This window comes from Aeromonas sp. 25-AL00135, from assembly GCF_054052385.1.
In genome coordinates, this window is the sequence record NZ_JBSTYQ010000001.1 from 127007 (window position 1) to 146453 (window position 19447).

The following is a 19447-nucleotide window of genomic DNA, read 5'->3' on the forward strand; positions in this document are numbered from 1 at the left end:
TCATAGGTACCCCGATCCAGTATTCATCGGGGTCGTACAGTTTGTAATTACTAACGAAAAGACATGGCTGAGAAACGCAATATTTTCCTGATAGGTCCCATGGGTGCGGGCAAGAGCACCATAGGTAGACATCTGGCAGAACAACTGCATATGGAGTTTTTCGACTCAGATCATGAGATTGAGCGCCGCAGTGGTGCTGATATCGGCTGGGTGTTCGATGTTGAAGGCGAAGAAGGTTTCCGGATTCGCGAAGAGAAGGTGATCGGCGAATTGTCAGAGCAGCAGGGTATCGTGTTGGCGACGGGTGGCGGTGCCATCAAGAGTCGCGAAACCCGCAACAAGTTGTCTGCTCGTGGCATCGTGGTCTACCTCGAAACCACTATCGAAAAGCAGCTGGCGCGCACACAGCGAGACAAACGCCGCCCTCTGCTACAGACCGAAGAACCGGCACGCGAAGTGCTGGAACGTCTGGCACAAGAGCGCAATGCCCTGTATGAAGAGGTTGCCGACTTTGTTGTGCACACCGATGACCAGAGCGCAAAAATCGTTGCCAATCAAATTGTAAAGCTGATCGGTATGTAATCTAGAGGACGTCCATGGAACGGTTGAAGGTCGAACTGGGTGAACGCAGCTATCCCATCGAGATAGCTGCCGGGTTGTTGCAGCGCCCCGAGGCGCTGGTATCGACCATCAAGGGCAAGCGGGTGATGATAGTGACCAACACGGTCGTTGCTCCGCTTTATCTTGAACGGGTAACCGCTCTGCTGTCGGGTTTTCAGGTTGAACACCTGATCCTGCCTGACGGTGAGGCATACAAGAACCTGGCGACCTTTGAGCAGATCATGTCTGCTCTGCTTGAAACCAACCATGGGCGCGATACAACACTGATCGCTCTGGGGGGCGGTGTGATCGGGGATGTGGTGGGCTTTGCGGCAGCAAGCTATCAACGTGGCATTCCTTTTATCCAGATCCCGACCACCCTGCTCTCCCAGGTTGACTCCTCTGTTGGCGGTAAAACCGCTGTCAACCACCCCCTCGGCAAGAACATGATTGGGGCTTTTTATCAGCCCAAACAAGTTGTTATCGATACCGAATGTCTGAGTACCTTGCCCGCCCGCGAATTTGCCGCAGGGATGGCCGAGGTGATCAAGTACGGCATCATTTGGGATGCTGATTTCTTCAGCTGGCTGGAGCAGAACATGGTGCGTCTGCAACAGCTGGAACCTGCCGCGCTGGCCTACGCCATCAAACGCTGCTGCGAGATCAAAGCCGATGTGGTCGGTCAGGATGAGACCGAGCACGGCGTCCGTGCGCTGCTCAATCTGGGTCACACCTTTGGTCATGCTATCGAGGCCGAGCAGGGGTATGGCAACTGGCTGCACGGTGAAGCAGTATCCGCCGGCACCATGCTGGCAGCCTGGACTGCGCAGGCCCGTGGCGATATGAGCGAAGAGGACGTTGCGCGAGTGCGCGCCCTGCTGCTGGCCGCCAATCTGCCCATTCATGCGCCTGCCGAGATGGATTTCGCCGCCTTTATTCGCCATATGCGCCGTGACAAGAAGGTGCTGGAAGGCAAGCTGCGTCTGGTGTTGCCGGTTGGTATCGGCCATGCGCAGGTGGTGGGGGATGTGTCCGATGCCGAGTTGCTGGCGGTGATCGAGTCTGGTCGTGACGAATAAACTGCTAAAACTTCCTTCCCAGCGGCAGCTGGTTGACCGGCTGCTGCATCTGATTGAATTCAATCACCCTTTCATTTTTCTCTCCGGTAAACCCGGTTGTGGTCGCGGTACCCTGTGCGAATCCCTGCTCGGCGTGTTGCCGGAAAAAGTGCGGGTGGTAAGCCTGATTGGTACACCTGCCATGAAGATGGTGGATGTGCGCCAGCTGTTGCTGCCACAGGTGGTGGCGCGCCCGCTGTTCAATCCACAGGATGCGCTGGCGGAGAGCTTCTTTCGCATGCTGGAGGGGAGCAAGCCAGCCACCCTGTTGCTGCTGATAGAGCGGGCCGACCAGTTGCCAGCCGAATTGCTGGGAGAGTTGTGGGCGATCATCCGTCATAACGATACCCTGGCGGCGCCCCATCAGCTGGCCATTATCGTCTCGGGCAGTGACGTCTGGTGTCGTACCCAACGGCCGCAGCTCAAAGGGCGTGCCATGCCAGCCCTTGAGCTGGAAGTGCCGCCACTGAGCCCGCCCGAGCAGCGCATCTTCTTGTATGAGAAAGCCAAAGAGCTCAAGATCCCGGCGACCCTCTTGCCCAAGCCGCAAGTGGAGGAGATCCTGAAAACGGCGAACGGACATCCGTCCACCATCATGCAGTTACTGGAGGATATCATGACCGACAGAAGGCCCAAGAAGCGTCAGGCGGAGTTGCCTGTCAAGAAGATTGCCACCGCTATCGCGCTGGTCGCTGGCGGCCTGCTGGCGCTGAGCTACCTGCTGCCTGCGCTGTTTGACAATGAAAGCAAACCGGCGCTGCAGGATCCTGCGCAGAACACTGCATTGCCGATCCCGGTAGCGGGAGGCGATCCCCTTACCGCAGGCGCTTCGAATACCGATACCGCTGCACAAGGCGCGCAAAATAGCGATGCAGCCAGCAATCCAAACGGGGTTGTGAAAGATTGGCAGCCGGAGGCGAAAGTGCTGCCCAAATCGGTGGAGAGCGAAACCGTGACCACCGAATCAACCAATTACGAAGGGCGTCGGGTGGTGATCTCCGACGAGGTCGTGCAAAAGCTGATGACCGAACCCAAGGTGAGCGGCGCTCTGCCTACTGACGTGGTGGACGAGCTGACCGGCAAGAAACCGAGTGGCACAGCCCCCAGTGGTGCAGTCGCAACCACAGCACCAGCCAGCACTAGCAAGGTACAGAACCCGGTGACAACCACAACGCCTGCTGCCACCACCAAAACCGCCAGCAACGAGCCGGTTGCCGCGCCAGCACCCAAAGTGGCCCTGACACCGGTCGCCACCTTGAACAAGAAGCCGCGCAACCACTACAGCGTTCAGCTGATGGGGGCGAGCAACACCAAGGCGGTGGATCAATTTGTTGCCGAGCATGGTTTGGCGGGTAAGGTATGGGTCTATCAGACCAAATTCCGTGGCAGCCCCTGGTATGTGGTGCTGCAAGGGGATTATGCCGGTCTGACCCAGGCCAAGAGTGCCATTCGCAAGCTTCCGCCAGCCTTGCTGAAAGGCCAGCCCTGGCCCAAGTCGTTTGCACAGGTACAAAAAGAGCTGAAGCAATAGCCTTGATACCGGATAAGGGGGTAGAATCGTCCCCCTTTTTGGGTCTTGCCTTCTTACACACCGGATTTCCATGAAAAAAACACGCGCTTTTTTAAAATGGGCCGGGGGAAAATACTCCCTGGTTGAAGAGATTGCCGAGCGCCTGCCGGCCGGGCGTGTGTTGCTGGAGCCCTTCGTCGGGGCCGGGTCAGTGTTTCTCAACACCGACTACGACGCGTATGTGCTCAACGACATCAATCCGGATCTGATCTGCCTGTACAACCATCTCAAGCTGACGCCGGACAGTTTCATTGCCGAGGCGCGCAAGCTGTTTGTGGCAGAGCACAACCACAAGGCGGCCTATTACCGGCTGCGTACCCAGTTCAATCAGACCGAGACCACCTTCGAGCGGGCACTCTTGTTCCTGTTTCTCAACCGTCACGGTTTCAACGGACTGTGCCGCTACAACAAGAAGGGCGGCTTCAACGTGCCGTTCGGGTCTTACAAGAAGCCCTATTTCCCGGAAAAAGAGCTGTGGGCCTTTGCCGAAAAGGCGCAGAAGGCGACCTTTATCTGCGAGAGCTACGCCGACGCCATCAAGCGTGCCGAAGAGGATTGGGTTATCTACTGTGATCCACCCTATGCGCCGCTCTCCACTACGGCGAGCTTCACCACCTATGCCTCCGGCGGGTTTACCCTGGATGATCAGGCGATCCTGGCGCGACTGGCCCGTCACACAGCCGCTCACAAAGGGGTGCCGGTGCTGATCAGCAACCACGATATCGAGCTGACTCGTGAGCTTTATCGCGGTGCCCGCCTCGACGAGATCCTGGTCAAACGCACCATCAGTCGCAACGGCGGCACCCGTAACAAGGTGGCCGAGTTGCTGGCGCTCTATCCGCCCGGAATCGAACCGGAGCAGGGCTACTATCCCAGCGACAGTGAACTGCTGCCGCTGACGTAACAGACCATGCGGCGCCCAGGGGCGCCGTTTTTTATGGGCGAGTCCGCGCCCGTGCTGATGTCCCAAAACCCGGGTGGCTGGGGGAGGGGAGACGATTGCCCCATTTAACCCGCATTCGAGTCGTTTTCGCCCGCCTTTTACGTTAAAATTGCGCCGCTTTTTCTCCCTGGCTGCCAATGGATGATGCTGATGAAAGACTTTCTGATTGCCCCCTCGATCCTCTCTGCCGATTTTGCCCGTCTGGGTGACGATGTAGCCAAGGTACTGGCTGCTGGTGCCGACGTGGTTCACTTCGACGTGATGGACAACCACTATGTCCCCAACCTGACCATTGGCCCCATGGTCTGTCAGGCGCTGCGTGACTACGGTATCGAGGCCCCCATCGACGTGCACCTGATGGTCAAGCCGGTGGATCGCATCATTCCTGATTTTGCCAAGGCCGGTGCTTCCCTCATCACCTTCCATCCGGAAGCGTCCGATCACGTTGATCGCTCTTTGGGCCTCATCAAGGAGATGGGCTGCCAGGCGGGTCTGGTGCTGAATCCTGCTACCTCGCTCTCCTGCCTCGAGTATGTGATGGACAAGCTGGATGTGATCCTGCTGATGTCGGTCAACCCGGGCTTCGGTGGTCAGAGCTTCATCTCCGGCACCCTCGACAAGCTGCGTCAGGTGCGTCGTCTGATCGACGAGAGCGGCCGCGATATCCGTCTCGAGATCGATGGCGGGGTGAAGGTCGACAACATTCGCGAGATCGCCGAAGCGGGAGCCGACATGTTTGTCGCCGGCTCTGCCATTTTCAGTCAGCCTGACTACAAGGCGGTGATCGACAAGATGCGTGCGGAGCTGGCTCATGTCACACGCTGAGCGCGAATTTGATTTGGTGCTGTTCGATCTGGACGGCACTCTCATTGACAGCGCCGCCCAGCTGGCGCTGGCGGTCAATCTGACGCTGACCGATCTGGGTCTGGAGCAAGCTGATGAAGCGGTGATCCGTACCTGGGTCGGCAACGGGGCTGACAAGCTGATCCAGCGGGCGCTCGCCTATCGCGAGGCCGATCCCGAGCTGTTTGCCAAGGCCAGACCGATCTTTTTCCAGCACTACAACGCCTGCCTGCTGCAAGGGCTGGCTATGTATGACGGGGTTGCCCAGAGTCTGCGTCGCCTGCAAACCCTGGGTTACAAGCAGGCGATCGTCACCAACAAGCCGAGTGATTTCGTGGCACCCATCCTCGATGCCCTTGGCATCAGCGATTGTTTCGAACTTTGGCTTGGCGGCAACTGCGTGCCAGTCAAGAAGCCGAGCCCGGAGCCATTGCTGCACGCCTGCCAGGAGTTGGGGGTGAGCCCGGCTCGCACCCTGATGGTGGGCGACTCAGAAAATGACGTGCTGGCGGCCAAGGCGGCTGGCATGAAGGTGGTGGGTCTTACATACGGCTACAACTATGGCCGTCCCATCGCCGACTCCCATCCAGACTGGGTATTCGAGCAGTTTGCCCAGCTCGATGCACTTTTGGTCTAATAGCGCAGCTGGGCTGGCTGAATAACAAGGATTAACACTCTCATGACTAAACCAATCGTATTGAGCGGAGCGCAACCCTCCGGTCAACTGACCATCGGCAACTACATGGGGGCCCTGCGTCAGTGGGTCAACATGCAGGATGAGTTCGACTGCCTCTACTGCATCGTCGATCTGCACGCCATCACCACTCGCCAGGACCCGGCTGCCCTGCGCAAGGCTTGTCTGGACGCAGCCGCCCTCTATCTGGCGGTCGGTATCGATCCCAAGAAGAGCACCGTCTTCATCCAGTCTCACGTGCCGCAGCACGCCGAGCTGGGCTGGATCCTCAACTGCTATACCCAGATGGGTGAGCTGTCGCGCATGACCCAGTTCAAGGACAAGTCCGCCCGTTTCGAGAACAACGTCAACGTCGGCCTGTTCGGTTATCCGGTGCTGATGGCCGCTGATATTCTGCTCTATCAGGCCAATCAGGTACCTGTCGGCAACGACCAGAAGCAGCATCTGGAGCTGACCCGCGACATCTGCACCCGTTTCAACAACCTCTATGGTGAGGTGTTCACCATGCCGGAGCCCTTCATTCCGACTGAAGGGGCACGGGTGATGAGCCTGCAGGATCCGACCAAGAAGATGTCCAAGTCGGATGACAACGAGGCCAACTTCATCGGCCTGCTGGAAGATCCCAAGCAGATCGTCAAGAAGATCAAGCGTGCGGTGACCGACTCCGACGAGCCGGCGGTGGTGCGTTTCGATCCGGAAAACAAACCGGGTGTCTCCAACCTGCTGACTCTGATGTCCGGTGTGACCGGCCGCTCCATCCCCGAGCTGGAGCAGCACTTCGAAGGCAAGATGTACGGTCACCTCAAGACCGAGACCGCCGAAGCCGTGGTTGCGCTGCTGGAACCAATCCAGGCCCGTTTCCACGAGTTGCGTCAGGATGAGGCCCATCTGATCGCGATTCTGGCAGAAGGCGCACAAAAGGCGCGCGAAAGAGCTGAAAAAACCCTGACCAGCGTATATGATGTAGTCGGCTTCGTTCCTCGAGCCTGACATACTGGGAAGGTGTAGTAGAAGAGAGCTGGGTATTTGCCTGGCTTTCTTTATTTTCTGCCCGGCTATTTTGTTTAATTTCTTTATTTCAACCTGGGTAATATCCCCAAGAGAAAGCATGCCTGTTCAACCAACTATTTCTGCTGAAGAGCTGAGTGACAAAGGTCACTGGCTACGTAAATTTCGCAAGGCGAAAAACCTCAATACCCTGCAGTTGATGGTCTCCAATGCCATCGACAAGCACCATAAAACCCCTGCCGTTGCTGCCGCCATCTATCTGGCCGAGTGTCAGCGTGAACGGGAAATGGAACAGGGTCGTTATCTCGATCGTTAATTCTCCGCTGTTGGTTATCTCATGCTGTTGTTGATCGATAACTACGACTCTTTTACCTGGAACCTGGTGCAATATTTCGGCGCCCTGGGACAAGAGGTTGTGGTCAAGCGCAATGATGAACTGACGCTTGATGCCATAGCGCAGCTCTCTCCCCGTTTTCTGGTGATCTCTCCCGGTCCCTGTACGCCCAATGAGGCGGGGATCTCTCTCGACGCCATCAGCCACTTCGCTGGCAAGCTGCCCATTCTCGGCGTCTGTCTCGGTCATCAGTCGCTGGCGCAGGCCTTCGGCGCCCGCGTAGTGCGTGCCCGTCAGGTAATGCACGGCAAAACCTCGCTCATCCGCCATCGTAATGAGGGGGTGTTCAAGGGGCTCAACAACCCGCTGAGGGTGACTCGTTACCATTCACTGGTGGTGGAGCGCGACACGCTGCCCGACTGCTTCGACATCACCGCCTGGAGCGAGCATGCCGATGGCTCGTTTGACGAGATCATGGGGCTGCGCCACAAGACGCTCCCCATCGAGGGTGTTCAGTTCCATCCGGAGAGTATTTTGAGCGAGCAGGGCCATCAGTTGCTGGCCAACTTTCTGGCGCGTTCATAAAAAGTTGTGATCGCCTTCTCAAGTTCGAGAGAAGGCAAAAAAAATTTCCCTGACACTTTATTCACCCCCTCTCCTGCCCAAATTATCTCTTGCCAAGCCCCCCTGAGTCGTTATGCAATGCGGTTGCCTAAAATCTCAAGAGCAATCGAACATTGTTCCTTATAGGCCGTCTTGTTACAGACTTTTTACTTTATTTCTGTGATAATCCCGTCACGTTTACACGGATTTAACTTTTGGGCGGTGGATTATTCTGTCGCCGAATCGAAGGAGAGCTATATGTCAGAGTTGTTGGCAGTGACACGTGAAGTGTTTGATGAAGTGATGGTTCCCAACTATGCGCCCGCCAAGATCATCCCGGTGCGTGGTGAAGGGTCACGTGTCTGGGATCAGGAAGGGCGCGAGTATGTCGACTTCGCCGGTGGCATCGCCGTCAACGGTTTGGGTCACTGTCATCCCAAGCTGGTCGAGGCCCTGAAAACCCAGGGCGAGAAGCTGTGGCACCTCTCCAACGTCATGACCAACGAGCCGGCCCTGCGTCTGGCCAAGAAGCTGGTTGCCGCCACCTTCGCCGACAAGGTCTACTTCTGCAACTCAGGCGCCGAAGCAAACGAGGCTGCCCTCAAGCTGGCACGCCGCTATGCCATCGAGAAGTTTGGCGAGCAGAAGACCCAGATCATCGCCTTCAATCAGGGCTTCCACGGTCGTACCTTCTTTACCGTGAGCGTCGGTGGCCAGGCAGCCTACTCCGATGGCTTCGGTCCCAAGCCCGGAGACATTACCCATGTTCCCTACAACGATCTGGCGGCGCTGGCCGAGGTGATCTCCGACAACACCTGCGCCGTGGTGATGGAGCCGCTGCAAGGGGAGGGGGGCATCATTCGTCCTACCGACGAGTTTGCCAAAGGGGTGCGCGAGCTGTGCGACAAACACAATGCCCTGCTGGTGTATGACGAAGTGCAGTCAGGGGTCGGCCGGACAGGTGATCTCTATGCCTATATGGGTCTGGGCGTCACGCCGGACATCCTCACCAGCGCCAAGGCGCTGGGTGGCGGTTTCCCCATCGGCGCCATGCTGACAACCAACGAAATCGCCTCTTACTTGAAAGTGGGCACTCACGGCTCTACCTACGGCGGCAACCCGCTGGCCTGTGCGGTCGCCGAGGCGGTGATCGATGTGATCAATACCCCAGAGGTGCTGGCTGGCATCAAGCTGCGCGAGCAGCTGTTCCGCGATGGTCTTGAAGCCATCAATGCCAAATACCACTGCTTTAGCGAGATCCGCGGCAAGGGTCTGCTGCTGGGCGCGGCCCTGAGCGATGCCTACAAGGGGCGTTCCCGTGACTTCCTGCTGGCCTCCATCGATCAGGGGCTGATGGCTCTGGTGGCCGGTACCAACGTGGTTCGTTTTGCCCCTTCACTGGTGATCCCGGAAGCGGACATCAAGGAAGGGTTGGCCCGCTTCGAGAAGGCGGTTGCCCAGGTGGTTAACGCCTGATTCCAAATTGAGGTGGGGAGCTCTCCCGGCAGGAGCCGGGACCCCACCTGTCGTCAATGAAAGGGAGTTGTCATTTATGTTGGTTATCCGTCCCATCGAGCAAAAAGATTTTGCCGGGCTCAAGACCTGCGCCATCGAGTCCGGCACCGGCATGACCTCGTTGCCCGTCAACGATGAGCTGCTGCAGCGCAAGATTGACGCCTCTACCCAGACTTTTTCCGACAAGCCCGCCGGCAAGGGGGACTGCCTCTACTTCTTCGTGGCCGAGGATCTGGAGACCGGTGAGATGGTCGGCACCTGTGCCATCGATGCTGCGGTTGGCCTCTCCCAGCCGTTTTACAACTACCACATCGGCAAGGTGGTGCACTCTTCTCCCAAGCTCGGCATCTACAACGTCGTTGAAACCCTGACCCTCTCCAACGACTACACCGGCAACTCCGAGCTCTGCACCCTGTTTTTGCGCGAATGTGCCCGCGAGGGGCTCAACGGCCGCTTGCTCTCCAAGCACCGCTTTCTGTTTATGGCCGAGCACCCCGAGCTGTTTGACGAGACCGTCTTCGCCGAGATGCGCGGCGTCTCCGATGCCAACGGCCACAGTCCCTTCTACGAGTGGCTGCAAACCCATTTCTTCTCGATGGATTTTCCCACCGTCGACTATCTGACCGGCATCGGCAAGAAGCGCTTTATCGCCGAGTTGATGCCAAAGTATCCCATCTACGTCAATTTGCTGAGCAAAGAGGCGCGCGCCGTTATCGGCCAGACCCACGAGAAGACCCGTCCCGCCATCAAGATGCTGCAGGACGAAGGCTTTGTGAACCGTGGCTACGTCGATATTTTCGATGCGGGCCCCACCGTCGAGTGCGACGTGAAGAATATCCGCAGCGTGCGCCGCAGCAAGAAGCTGCGGGTGCTGGTGGGCGAGCCCATCGGTGGCAAGACCCACCTTATCTGCAACAGCCGTTTCGAGCATTACCGCGCCTGCTACGGCAATATCCGGGTCGATCTCGACAAGCACGAAGCCATCATTCCGCCCAAGATGGCGGCGGCACTCAAGGTGCAGGATGGCGACATGGTGCGGGTGGTTGACCTCGACTGAGGCAAACAGGACAAGCAAACCGATTATCAGACAGGCAGCCGAGGCTGCCTGCCAGCGACAGGGAGTGAATGGATGAGCCAGTTAGTGCAATTTTTCTATTGTCAGTGGCATCAACCGCCAGCTGAATTCTCGGGTATATGCATTAAAAGAGTGGCCAAGTCAGGGAGTAAAATATAATGAGCCAGTTTGTACAACTGATCGACGGTCAGTGGCTTGCCGGTGAAGGCAAGCCGTTCGAGTCAACCGATCCGGCCAAGAACGAGGTGATCTGGCAGGGCGCTGCCGCCAGTGCGGCGCAAGTGGATGCCGCCGTCAAGGCCGCCCGTGCCGCCTTCTACCACTGGGCGGACATGAGCCTTGAGGATCGTCTGGCCATAGTGCGCCGTTATGCCGACCTGCTCGGCGAGCAGAAAGAGGCGCTGGCTCTGACTATCGCCCGCGAAACCGGCAAACCGCTGTGGGAGACCCGCACCGAAGTGGCCGCCATGCAGGGCAAGATTGCCATCTCCATCCGGGCGCACGAAGAGCGCACCGGCACCGTTGAAAATGCCATGCCGGGCGCCAAGGCGTTTGTCCGTCACAAGCCTCACGGTGTGGTGGCGGTGTTCGGCCCCTACAACTTCCCGGGTCATCTGCCCAACGGTCATATCGTACCGGCGCTGATTGCGGGTAACGCCGTGGTGTTCAAACCCTCCGAGCTGACCCCCATGGTGGCCGAAGCCATGGTCAAGGTGTGGCAGCAGGCCGGATTGCCCAAGGGGGTGCTCAATCTGGTGCAAGGGGAGATCGAGACTGGCAAGGCGCTGGCTGGCAACCCCGATATCGACGGCCTCTTCTTCACCGGCTCCTCCCGCACCGGTCATTTCCTCCATCAGCAGTTTGCCGGTCAGCCGGGCAAAATTCTGGCCCTCGAGATGGGCGGCAACAACCCGCTGATCGTGAAAGATGTGAGCGACATCGACGGTGCGGTGCATGCCATCATCCAGTCGGCGTTCATCACTTCCGGTCAGCGCTGCACCTGCTCCCGCCGTCTGTTTGTCGAGCGCGGCGAGCGGGGCGATGCCCTGGTCAAGCGACTGGTCGAGGTGGTCAGCCAGATCAAGGTCGGCCTCTATGACGCCGCCGAGCAGCCGTTCATGGGCTCGATGATAAGCGAGAAGGCTGCACTGGGCATGGTCGAGGCGCAAGCCAACCTGCAGCGCCTCGGTGGCGAGAGCCTGCTTACCCTCAAGCACCTGGAAGCGGGTACCGGCTTTGTCTCCCCGGGCATTATCGACGTGACCTCAGTCAGCGCGCTGCCGGATGAAGAGTACTTCGGCCCGCTGCTGCAACTCATTCGTTACGATGATTTCGATGCCGCCATCGATCAGGGCAACGCCACCCGCTACGGTCTCTCGGCCGGTCTGCTGGGGGACAAGGAGGCGGACTGGCACCACTTCTTCAAGCGGATCCGCGCCGGTATCGTCAACTGGAACAAACCCATCACCGGCGCCTCCAGTGCCGCACCGTTTGGTGGTATCGGTGCTTCCGGTAACCACAGGGCGAGCGCCTACTACGCTGCTGACTACTGTGCGTATCCGGTTGCCTCTGTCGAAGACAGCAAAGCCGCTATGCCGGATCAGCTGTCTCCTGGCTTGACGTTTTAAGAGCAAACGGGGATGTCAATGCAGCAGAGATGGCTCAACGCTACCGATTACTGTGTCATATCCCCGGTTGCCTCTGTTGAAGACAGCAAAGCCGCCATGCCGGAGCAACTGTCGCCCGGCCTGCGCTTCTAATAACGACACGGGGCATCCAGCGGTGCCCCCATCTGTACCCGCAATCAAAGGAAAGAGAGATGCAAAAGGATATCGACACCCTGTTCAGCCATCTGTGGGACAACTACATCAAGGTGACCCCGAGCGCCCTCAAGGTGCACACCCTGCTGGGTGGCGGCGAGCCCATCGTCAACGATCACGTGGCGTTTCGTACCTACAACCTGCCCAAGCTGGGGCTGGAGAAGCTGGCCGCCCACTTCTTGGCGCTCGGTTACGAGCAGAAGGGCGAGTATGTCTTCAAGGCCAAGAAGCTCTACGCCAAGCACTTCGAGCATCAGGATCCGGATGCTCCCAAGGTGTTTATCAGCGAGCTGAAGGTGGAAGAGCTCTCTCCGGCTGCCCAGGCCATCATCCACAAGCTGGCGGATCAGGTGCCCGATCATCTGACAGATACCCCGGCATTTCTCTACACCGGCGCCCCCTGGCAGGTCTCCTATGCCGATTATCAGACCCTGCTGGCTGAGAGCGAGTACGCGGCCTGGATGGCAGCCTGGGGCTATCGTGCCAACCACTTCACGGTCAATATCAACAAGTTGAAGGATTTCGACACCATCCATCAGGTCAATGCGGCGCTGAAGGCGGCTGGTTTCGTGCTCAACAGTGTGGGTGGCGAGGTGAAAGGGGACCCGCAGGTGATGCTGGAGCAATCCTCCACCATGGCGGACAAAGCCGAGGTGCCGTTCAGCGATGGGGTACGTACCATCCCGAGCTGCTTCTACGAGTTTGCCCTGCGCTACCCGCAGCCAGATGGTGTGCTCTATCCGGGCTTCGTCGAGGCCTCGGCGGACAAGATCTTCGAATCGACGAATGCCATGTAACGGGAGCCACCCTGTTTCAGTCGCAACGCCTCCTCTGTGGAGGCGTTTTGTTTGGCGCCGAGTGACGGTATCGGGTGTTGTCTGACGCCGCGTGAAGAGGGGGTTTGGATGGCGCCCAATAGGTGGAAATTTGTTGATAAAAATGTGAACTAGATCACTTGAGACGACACAGATTGACGCTGGCGGCGGAGCAAAAAGGAGTAGAATGGCGCTTTATTTTTTTCGGGGCCAATCGATGCCTAACTATCACTTTTTCAAGCAAGGTCAGGCGCTTACCTATCTAGATGCCAATGCACCCAGCTATAGCGATGAGCGTCGTCAACTGGTCGAACAGGGATTTGCCGCCATCGCCGCCCCCACCTTTGCAGATACCCCTGCCGAAGCCCTTGAGCTGCTTCGCACTCATCAGGCACTACAGGATGAGGCCAACGCCAACGCCCTTTGTCTGACGGTTGCCACCATTCCGGCTGCGATCGCAACTCTGTCCGGGCACTGACGCTGCCGCCATGCTCACCTGAATAAAAAATGGTGCCACTGTGATGGCACCATTTTATCGGTTTGCCTGCTTGCCCCTGAGCCGTTTAGCGCGGGTGCAGGTCACCTTCGATGACCAGCACGGTATCCATCCCTGCCGCCTTGCCTGCCTCAAGCCCGATGCGGGTATCTTCAAACACCAGACAGTTGGCGGGATTGGCGCCGAGCAGCTCGGCCACCCGCAAAAAGGTGTCGGGATGCGGTTTGTGGTTGGTGACATCATCGGCGCTCACCACCACAGAGATATAGGCATCGAGTCCGGTGCTTTTGAGGATGGCCTCCGCCTGATTGCGCGGTGAGCCGGTGCCAATCCCCATCTTGACCTTGCCGTGATAGTGCCTGACCAGCTCCCACATCTTGGGAAAGACGCTGACCTTGTCGATATGTTCCATATAGAGGGCAATCTTGCGACGGGTAAAGGCCTCGACATCCACCGTCAGCCCCTGCTGCTCGGCCAGCATGACGATGATCTTGCGGGTGGGAATGCCGCCGTACTGATAGAGCTGTTCCCGCTCGAAGGGGATGCCGAATTCGGCGCAGGTGAGCTCCCAGGCATCCAGATGGAGGGGCATGGAATCTACCAAAGTGCCATCCATATCGAAAATCAGGGCATCGTAGTGATCAAACCCGTACTGCTCACGCTCGCTCATGGGGGCTCCTCGAATCAAATAGGGCAGGCTAGCAGAAACGGTCGGCGTTTTGTGGGATCGGCCTCATGGTTGGGCAGATTGTGGCCGCCGTTTTTTCTATCTCTTGCTGATTTGTGAGACAATAATCCGTTCATTGCCGGATACTTTGGCATATCAGATCTGCGAGTCCGCTTATGACCTCGAAAATGTCCCCCAAAACCATCTTCTCCAGTGTGGCGCTTGTGATCGCGCTCGGTTCACTGGAAAAGAGCATAGTCACTACCCCGCTGCCCATGATTGGCGCCGAGCTGCACGCCGGTGCCGCCCTCACCTGGGTGGTCACCGCCTACCTGCTGGCTGCCACCGCCGTGTTGCCCCTCTATGGCAAGCTGAGCGATCTCTTTGGCCGGGTGCGGATGCTCAATATCGGTATCGGCCTGTTTCTGGCGGGCTCGGTGGCCTGTGCTCTCTCTCAGGATCTGCCGACCCTGCTGGCAGCACGGGTGCTGCAAGGGCTGGGGGGCGGAGGTCTGATTGCCCTCGCGTTTACCGTGATTGCCGATACCATTCCGCCACGGGAGGTGGGCAAGTATCAGGGCTACATTTCGGCGGTCTATGCGGTCTCCAGCATCGCTGGCCCCTTGCTCGGCGGTTATTTCACCGAGCAGCTCAGCTGGCGCTGGATCTTCTGGATCAATCTGCCGCTCGGGGCGCTGGCGGTCTTTCTCATCAACCGCAACCTCAAGCAGCTCAACGTGCGTCGCCATAGTCGCTTCGACTGGAAGGGGGCGGGTCTGCTGATTACTGTCACTACGCTCACCCTGTTGCTGCTCTCGCCGGAGGCGGCGTTGCCCGCAGTCTGGCTTTCGGCGGCGCTGGGCGTTGCGCTGCTGCTGCTCATTCTGATTGAGCGGCGTGCCCACGACCCCATATTGCCCGCCCATCTGGCCCGGCTGCCCGGCTATCTGGTGAGCGTGCTGCTGGTGATGCTCTCCCAGTTGCTGATGTTTGCCGTGCTGGTCTATCTGCCGTTGCAGATGCAGTGGCAGAAGGGGTTGAGCGCCAGCGAGAGCGGGATGAGCATGGTGATCTTCATGATCTGCATCACCGCCGGCGCCTTTGTCGGTGGCAAGCTGATTGGCCGTACCGGTCACTACAAGAGCTTTGTTGCGGTGGGCTTTGGCCTCGCGGCGGTGGCTCTGTGGCAGATCCACTTCGATGCCTGGGTCAGGCTGGCGCTCGGGTTTGCCGGTATTGGTCTCGGTCTGGTGCTGCCCGCCCTCTCGGTGGTGGTACAAAATGCCCTGCCGCGGCAGGATCGCGGCATCGGCATGTCGCTGTTCAACTTCGGGCGGGAGCTTGGCGGTGCCGTCGGCGTGGCTATCTGCTCCATGCTGTTCCACTTGCGCCTGCCAGCCGGCAGCGATGGCGATCTGAGCCGGCTCGCGCCCGATCTGCTGGCCCCGGGCTTCAGCGCAACCTATATCGGCATGGCACTGATCGCCACGCTGGCGCTACTCATCACACTGCTCGCTCTTAAACGCCACGAGCTGGCATCCATCAGCGCCTGATCCGGCCTGCGCCGACATAGGCTCACCATAGCTAGCATCAGGGCTCCCCGCGGGGAGCCCTGATCATTATTTGGCGGATAGAGTGGCTGCTGCCATCAAGCCATACGTGGCTTACTCCTGCGCCGGACTCTCCTTGCCTGCCAGCTGGCTCAGCCAGGCGAAGCGGCGATTGGCCTCCTGCTCCGCCTCTTCATAGATCTGGCTGGCCACCTCAGGCAGCTGGCGCTCCAGCCGCTGGAAGCGGGGCTCGTGGCGCAAGGTCTCGGCCAGCGAGGCATTGGGTGCCCGCGAGTCGAGTGCCAGCGGCAACTTGCCCTCGTCAGCGCGGCGCGGATCGAAGCGGTAGAGAGGCCAGAAGCCGGTGGCAGTCAGCTGTTTCATCTGCTCATGGCTCTCGGCCATGTCGTAGCCATGCTCCTCGCAGGGGCTGTAGGCGATGATGAGCGACGGCCCCGGGTAGGCTTCCGCCTCCTGAATCGCCTTCACTGTCTGGTTCATCTGGGCACCGAGGGAGATCTGCGCCACATAGACGTGACCATACATCATCACGCTGGCGCCGAGATCCTTGCGCCCCTTGCGCTTGCCCTGCTCGCCAAACTTGGTAATGGCACCGAGTGGCGTCGCCTTCGACTGTTGGCCGCCGGTGTTGGAGTAGCACTGGGTGTCGAGCACCAGCACATTGATGTTCTCCCCCAGACTCAGCACATGGTCGAGCCCGCCAAAGCCGATGTCATAGGCCCAGCCATCGCCACCGATGAGCCAGACTGATTTCTCCACCAGATAGTCCGCATCGCGAGCCAGCTCTTGGGCTGCCGGGATCTGGCTCTCCTGCAGCAGTGCTCGCAACTGCTGGATATGGGCCCGCTGCTCGGAAACCGGCAGGGTGGCATCGCCGAGCGCCTCGCGCAGCGCTGCCGGTATGGTGTCGCCCAGGCTCGCCAGCAGGCGGCTAACCCGCTCCCTGTGCTGATCGACGGTGAGACGGAAGCCCAGTCCGAACTCGGCGTTGTCTTCAAACAGCGAGTTGGCCCAGGCCGGCCCGCGCCCGTCGGCGTTGGTGGTGTAGGGGGTGGTAGGCAGGTTGCCGCCATAAATGGACGAGCAGCCGGTGGCGTTGGCTATCAGCAGCCGATCGCCATAGAGCTGGGTCAACAGCTTGATGTAGGGAGTCTCACCACAGCCGGAGCAGGCGCCCGAGTATTCAAACAGCGGCGAGATGAGCTGGGAGGTGCGGATGTCGATGCGCTCCAGCTGCTCGGCGCTGCGCTCTGGCAGGTCGAGGAAAAAGTCGTAGTTGGCCTTCTGCGCGTCGAGGTGATCGAGGCGTGAAGCCATATTGATCGCCTTGCGATCCGGGTTGCTGCGATCCTTGGCCGGGCACACCTCGACGCAGAGGTTGCAGCCGGTGCAATCCTCCGGTGCCACCTGCAACACGTACTGTTGGCCGCGCATGTCACGGGATTTCACATCCAGCGCATCGAGAGTGGTGGGAGCAGCGGCCAGCGCATCCGCTTCCACCACCTTGGCGCGAATGGCCGAGTGGGGACAGGCGGCGACGCAGTAGTTGCACTGGGTGCAGAGCTCCGCCTCCCAGATGGGGATCTCCTTGGCGATATTGCGCTTTTCCCAGCGGGTGGTGCCGACCGGCCAAGTGCCATCCGGCGGGAAGGCGGAGACCGGCAGGTTGTCACCCAGCCCCGCCAGCATGGCGGCGGTGACGGTCTGGACAAAGTCGGGGGCCTTGGCCGAAACCACCGGCGGGCGGGGGCGGCTGGCGGGATCCAGCTCACCCAGTGGCACCCGGGTCAGGGCAGCGCAGGTTGCCTCCAGTGCCTGCCAGTTGCGCTCGACCAGTGTCTGCCCCTTGCTGCCATAGCTGGTGGCGATGGCCAGCTTCAGCAGGCTGGTCGCCTCTGCGGGGGGAATGATGGCGCTGAGCTGGAAGAAGGCCATCTGCATCACGGTATTGATGCGGTTGCCGAGCTGGCAGTCGCGGGCAATTTTGGCGGCGTTGATGATGTAGAAGCGCGCCTCTTTCTCGCGCAGGGCATGCTGCACCTCGCTGGGGAGGCGCTGCCAGATATCCGCTTCGCTGTAGGGGGTGTTGAGCAGGAAGATGCCGCCCGCTTTCAAGCGCTCCGCCATCCGGTACTTGTCGACAAACTGCCACTGATGGCAGCCGATAAAGTCCGCCTCTTCCACCAGATAGGCCGATTGCAGCGGCCGCTCGCCCACCCGCAGGTGAGAGACGGTGAGGCCGCCCGCCTTCTTGGAGTCGTAGACGAAATAGCCCTGCGGATAGAGGTCGGTGTGGTTGCCGAGGATCTTGATGCTGTTCTTGGCCGCCGAGACGGTGCCATCGCTGCCAAGGCCGTAGAAGAGCGCCTCCAGCTTGTGTTGCTGGCTGTGAATGGGGCTTGAGGCGTCCTGCGCGGGTAACGGTAGCGAGAGACCTGTGATGTCATCGAAGATGCCGACGGTAAAGCGCGGGCGCGGGTTCTCCTGTGCCAGCTCGGCAAACACCGCCAGTGCGCAGGCGGGGCCGAACTCTTTGGAGGAGAGGCCGTAGCGGCCGCCGATCACCCGCGGCAGGCTTGCCCGCTCGCTCCGGCTGACCGCTTCGGCAAGCGCCGTCATCACGTCGAGATAGAGGGGCTCGGCCTGTGCGCCCGGCTCCTTGGTACGATCCAGCACGGCGATGGCGCGGGCACTCTCGGGAATCGCGGCCAACAGGTGCTCGGCCGAGAAGGGACGGAACAGCCGTACCTTCACCAGACCGACCTTCTCCCCTTGGGCCAGCAGGCGCTCGATCACCTCTTCACAGGTGCCAATCGCCGAGCCCATCAGCACCACAATCCGCTCCGCCTGCGGGTGGCCGACATATTCAAACGGTCGGTAGTGGCGGCCGGTCTGCTCGCCAAAAGCCTGCATCGCCTCGCTCACATGGCCATAGGCGGCGTCATACCAGGGGTTGCTCGCCTCCCGGCACTGGAAGTAGGTGTCCGGGTTGGCGGCGGTGCCGCGAATGACCGGTTTGTCGGGGGTGAGCGCCCGGTCACGATGGGCACGGATGGCATCTGCGGGCAGCAGGGCACGCAGGGTGTCGTCAGCGAGCGGCGCTATCTTGGCGATCTCGTGAGAGGTACGAAAGCCGTCGAAGAAGTGGATAAAGGGGAGGCGGCTGTTGAGGCTCGCTATCTGGGAGATCAGGGCAAAGTCCTGCGCCTCCTGCACATTGCTGGCACAGAGCATGGCACAGCCGGTCTGGCGCACAGCCATCACGTCCGAGTGATCGCCAAAAATCGATAGCGCATGGGTCGCCACGGTGCGCGCCGCCACATGCAGCACAAAGGGAATGAGCTGACCCGCGAGCTTGTAGAGGTTGGGGATCATCAGCAGCAACCCCTGCGACGAGGTAAACGAGGTCGCCAGGGCGCCGGTCTGCAGGGCGCCGTGGACTGCTGCGATGGCGCCCCCTTCCGACTGCATCTCGACAACCCGGGGCACATCCCCCCAGAGGTTCTTGCCCCGTTCGCTCGACCAGGCCGACGACTGCTCAGCCATGGCCGAGCTGGGGGTGATGGGGTAGATGGTGATGACTTCGCTGGTGCGGTACGCCACCGAGGCGACTGCGTTATTCCCGTCTGTGGTGATCATCTGTTTTCCACTTTGCTATGCCAGTTTGAAGGCCGATAGTTGCATCGGCAATGGATAGGTCGCTGGCATAGTAAGAGGGGCAATGAGAGCGTATCAAACGGGATAAATAATCAATTAATAAGTCAGTAACAGTGGT

The 19447-nt window shown here is 59.5% G+C and carries 17 protein-coding genes; 15 read left to right on the forward strand and 2 right to left on the reverse strand.

The genetic code is table 11. The features are described from left to right. The first annotated feature begins 63 nt into the window (after positions 1-63). The 14 genes from aroK (at position 64) to ACW5XC_RS00640 (ending at position 13416) form a co-directional block, all read left to right on the forward strand. Entirely contained in the window at positions 64-582 is a 519-nt protein-coding gene (gene aroK, locus ACW5XC_RS00575) for a shikimate kinase AroK (RefSeq protein WP_005335014.1), read from the forward strand. 14 nt (positions 583-596) lie between these two features. Continuing rightward, the gene (aroB, locus tag ACW5XC_RS00580; protein ID WP_019446352.1) at positions 597-1679 is read left to right on the forward strand and encodes a 3-dehydroquinate synthase; all 1083 of its coding nucleotides are present in this window, start codon (positions 597-599) and stop codon (positions 1677-1679) included. Beyond that, positions 1669-3249 (forward strand): SPOR domain-containing protein, encoded by a 1581-nt coding sequence (locus ACW5XC_RS00585; RefSeq protein ID WP_042054566.1) that lies wholly within the window; start codon positions 1669-1671, stop codon positions 3247-3249. Before aroB ends, ACW5XC_RS00585 begins: the two co-directional genes overlap by 11 nt. Before the next feature lie 70 nt (positions 3250-3319). After that, positions 3320-4192, forward strand: coding sequence for a Dam family site-specific DNA-(adenine-N6)-methyltransferase (locus ACW5XC_RS00590; protein ID WP_005335008.1), 873 nt, complete (start codon positions 3320-3322; stop codon positions 4190-4192). Positions 4193-4381: 189 nt separating this feature from the next. After that, entirely contained in the window at positions 4382-5056 is a 675-nt protein-coding gene (gene rpe, locus ACW5XC_RS00595) for a ribulose-phosphate 3-epimerase (RefSeq protein WP_042054564.1), read from the forward strand. Further along, on the forward strand, positions 5043-5711 hold the full coding sequence (locus tag ACW5XC_RS00600; protein WP_042054563.1) for a phosphoglycolate phosphatase: 669 nt from the start codon (positions 5043-5045) through the stop codon (positions 5709-5711). The genes rpe and ACW5XC_RS00600 overlap by 14 nt, the downstream gene beginning before the upstream one ends. Positions 5712-5753: 42 nt before the next feature. Next, on the forward strand, positions 5754-6758 hold the full coding sequence (gene trpS / locus ACW5XC_RS00605; protein ID WP_005362251.1) for a tryptophan--tRNA ligase: 1005 nt from the start codon (positions 5754-5756) through the stop codon (positions 6756-6758). A gap of 118 nt (positions 6759-6876) precedes the next feature. Then, complete coding sequence (locus ACW5XC_RS00610) at positions 6877-7092, forward strand: hypothetical protein (protein WP_005334997.1); 216 nt, start codon at positions 6877-6879, stop codon at positions 7090-7092. 21 nt (positions 7093-7113) lie between these two features. Then, on the forward strand, positions 7114-7695 hold the full coding sequence (locus ACW5XC_RS00615) for an aminodeoxychorismate synthase component II (RefSeq protein ID WP_042054560.1): 582 nt from the start codon (positions 7114-7116) through the stop codon (positions 7693-7695). Between the two features lie 276 nt (positions 7696-7971). Continuing rightward, positions 7972-9189, forward strand: coding sequence for an aspartate aminotransferase family protein (locus tag ACW5XC_RS00620; RefSeq protein WP_042054559.1), 1218 nt, complete (start codon positions 7972-7974; stop codon positions 9187-9189). A 76-nt stretch (positions 9190-9265) separates the two neighbouring features. Further along, positions 9266-10285, forward strand: coding sequence for an arginine N-succinyltransferase (astA, locus tag ACW5XC_RS00625; RefSeq protein WP_005334994.1), 1020 nt, complete (start codon positions 9266-9268; stop codon positions 10283-10285). A gap of 176 nt (positions 10286-10461) precedes the next feature. Then, on the forward strand, positions 10462-11931 hold the full coding sequence (gene astD, locus ACW5XC_RS00630; RefSeq protein ID WP_042054558.1) for a succinylglutamate-semialdehyde dehydrogenase: 1470 nt from the start codon (positions 10462-10464) through the stop codon (positions 11929-11931). Between the two features lie 191 nt (positions 11932-12122). Beyond that, entirely contained in the window at positions 12123-12920 is a 798-nt protein-coding gene (locus ACW5XC_RS00635; protein ID WP_005347890.1) for a DUF1338 domain-containing protein, read from the forward strand. Positions 12921-13155: 235 nt separating this feature from the next. Then, positions 13156-13416: a hypothetical protein gene (locus ACW5XC_RS00640; protein WP_005353961.1), complete on the forward strand. Its 261-nt coding sequence runs from the start codon at positions 13156-13158 to the stop codon at positions 13414-13416. A gap of 85 nt (positions 13417-13501) precedes the next feature. Here the strand turns inward: ACW5XC_RS00640 and ACW5XC_RS00645 are convergent, their stop codons facing one another. After that, complete coding sequence (locus ACW5XC_RS00645) at positions 13502-14104, reverse strand: HAD family hydrolase (protein WP_042054556.1); 603 nt, start codon at positions 14102-14104, stop codon at positions 13502-13504. Between the two features lie 185 nt (positions 14105-14289). Here ACW5XC_RS00645 and ACW5XC_RS00650 point away from each other — a divergent pair, with 185 nt between their 5' ends. Beyond that, positions 14290-15654 (forward strand): MDR family MFS transporter, encoded by a 1365-nt coding sequence (locus tag ACW5XC_RS00650; RefSeq protein ID WP_042054553.1) that lies wholly within the window; start codon positions 14290-14292, stop codon positions 15652-15654. A gap of 111 nt (positions 15655-15765) precedes the next feature. Here ACW5XC_RS00650 and nifJ read toward each other — a convergent pair whose 3' ends face one another. Then, positions 15766-19311: a pyruvate:ferredoxin (flavodoxin) oxidoreductase gene (nifJ, locus tag ACW5XC_RS00655; protein WP_042054551.1), complete on the reverse strand. Its 3546-nt coding sequence runs from the start codon at positions 19309-19311 to the stop codon at positions 15766-15768. Between the last annotated feature and the right edge of the window lie 136 nt (positions 19312-19447).

Bases quoted from the DNA above. Each gene is read 5' to 3' on its own strand.
- ACW5XC_RS00620 (WP_042054559.1), top strand. From the start codon at position 7,972: ATGTCAGAGTTGTTGGCAGTGACACGTGAAGTGTTTGATGAAGTGATG.
- ACW5XC_RS00610 (WP_005334997.1), top strand. From the start codon at position 6,877: ATGCCTGTTCAACCAACTATTTCTGCTGAAGAGCTGAGTGACAAAGGT.
- ACW5XC_RS00645 (WP_042054556.1), bottom strand. From the start codon at position 14,104: ATGAGCGAGCGTGAGCAGTACGGGTTTGATCACTACGATGCCCTGATT.
- ACW5XC_RS00590 (WP_005335008.1), top strand. From the start codon at position 3,320: ATGAAAAAAACACGCGCTTTTTTAAAATGGGCCGGGGGAAAATACTCC.
- aroK (WP_005335014.1), top strand. From the start codon at position 64: ATGGCTGAGAAACGCAATATTTTCCTGATAGGTCCCATGGGTGCGGGC.
- ACW5XC_RS00615 (WP_042054560.1), top strand. From the start codon at position 7,114: ATGCTGTTGTTGATCGATAACTACGACTCTTTTACCTGGAACCTGGTG.
- nifJ (WP_042054551.1), bottom strand. From the start codon at position 19,311: ATGATCACCACAGACGGGAATAACGCAGTCGCCTCGGTGGCGTACCGC.
- astA (WP_005334994.1), top strand. From the start codon at position 9,266: ATGTTGGTTATCCGTCCCATCGAGCAAAAAGATTTTGCCGGGCTCAAG.
- rpe (WP_042054564.1), top strand. From the start codon at position 4,382: ATGAAAGACTTTCTGATTGCCCCCTCGATCCTCTCTGCCGATTTTGCC.
- ACW5XC_RS00640 (WP_005353961.1), top strand. From the start codon at position 13,156: ATGCCTAACTATCACTTTTTCAAGCAAGGTCAGGCGCTTACCTATCTA.
- ACW5XC_RS00600 (WP_042054563.1), top strand. From the start codon at position 5,043: ATGTCACACGCTGAGCGCGAATTTGATTTGGTGCTGTTCGATCTGGAC.
- aroB (WP_019446352.1), top strand. From the start codon at position 597: ATGGAACGGTTGAAGGTCGAACTGGGTGAACGCAGCTATCCCATCGAG.
- ACW5XC_RS00650 (WP_042054553.1), top strand. From the start codon at position 14,290: ATGTCCCCCAAAACCATCTTCTCCAGTGTGGCGCTTGTGATCGCGCTC.
- astD (WP_042054558.1), top strand. From the start codon at position 10,462: ATGAGCCAGTTTGTACAACTGATCGACGGTCAGTGGCTTGCCGGTGAA.
- trpS (WP_005362251.1), top strand. From the start codon at position 5,754: ATGACTAAACCAATCGTATTGAGCGGAGCGCAACCCTCCGGTCAACTG.
- ACW5XC_RS00635 (WP_005347890.1), top strand. From the start codon at position 12,123: ATGCAAAAGGATATCGACACCCTGTTCAGCCATCTGTGGGACAACTAC.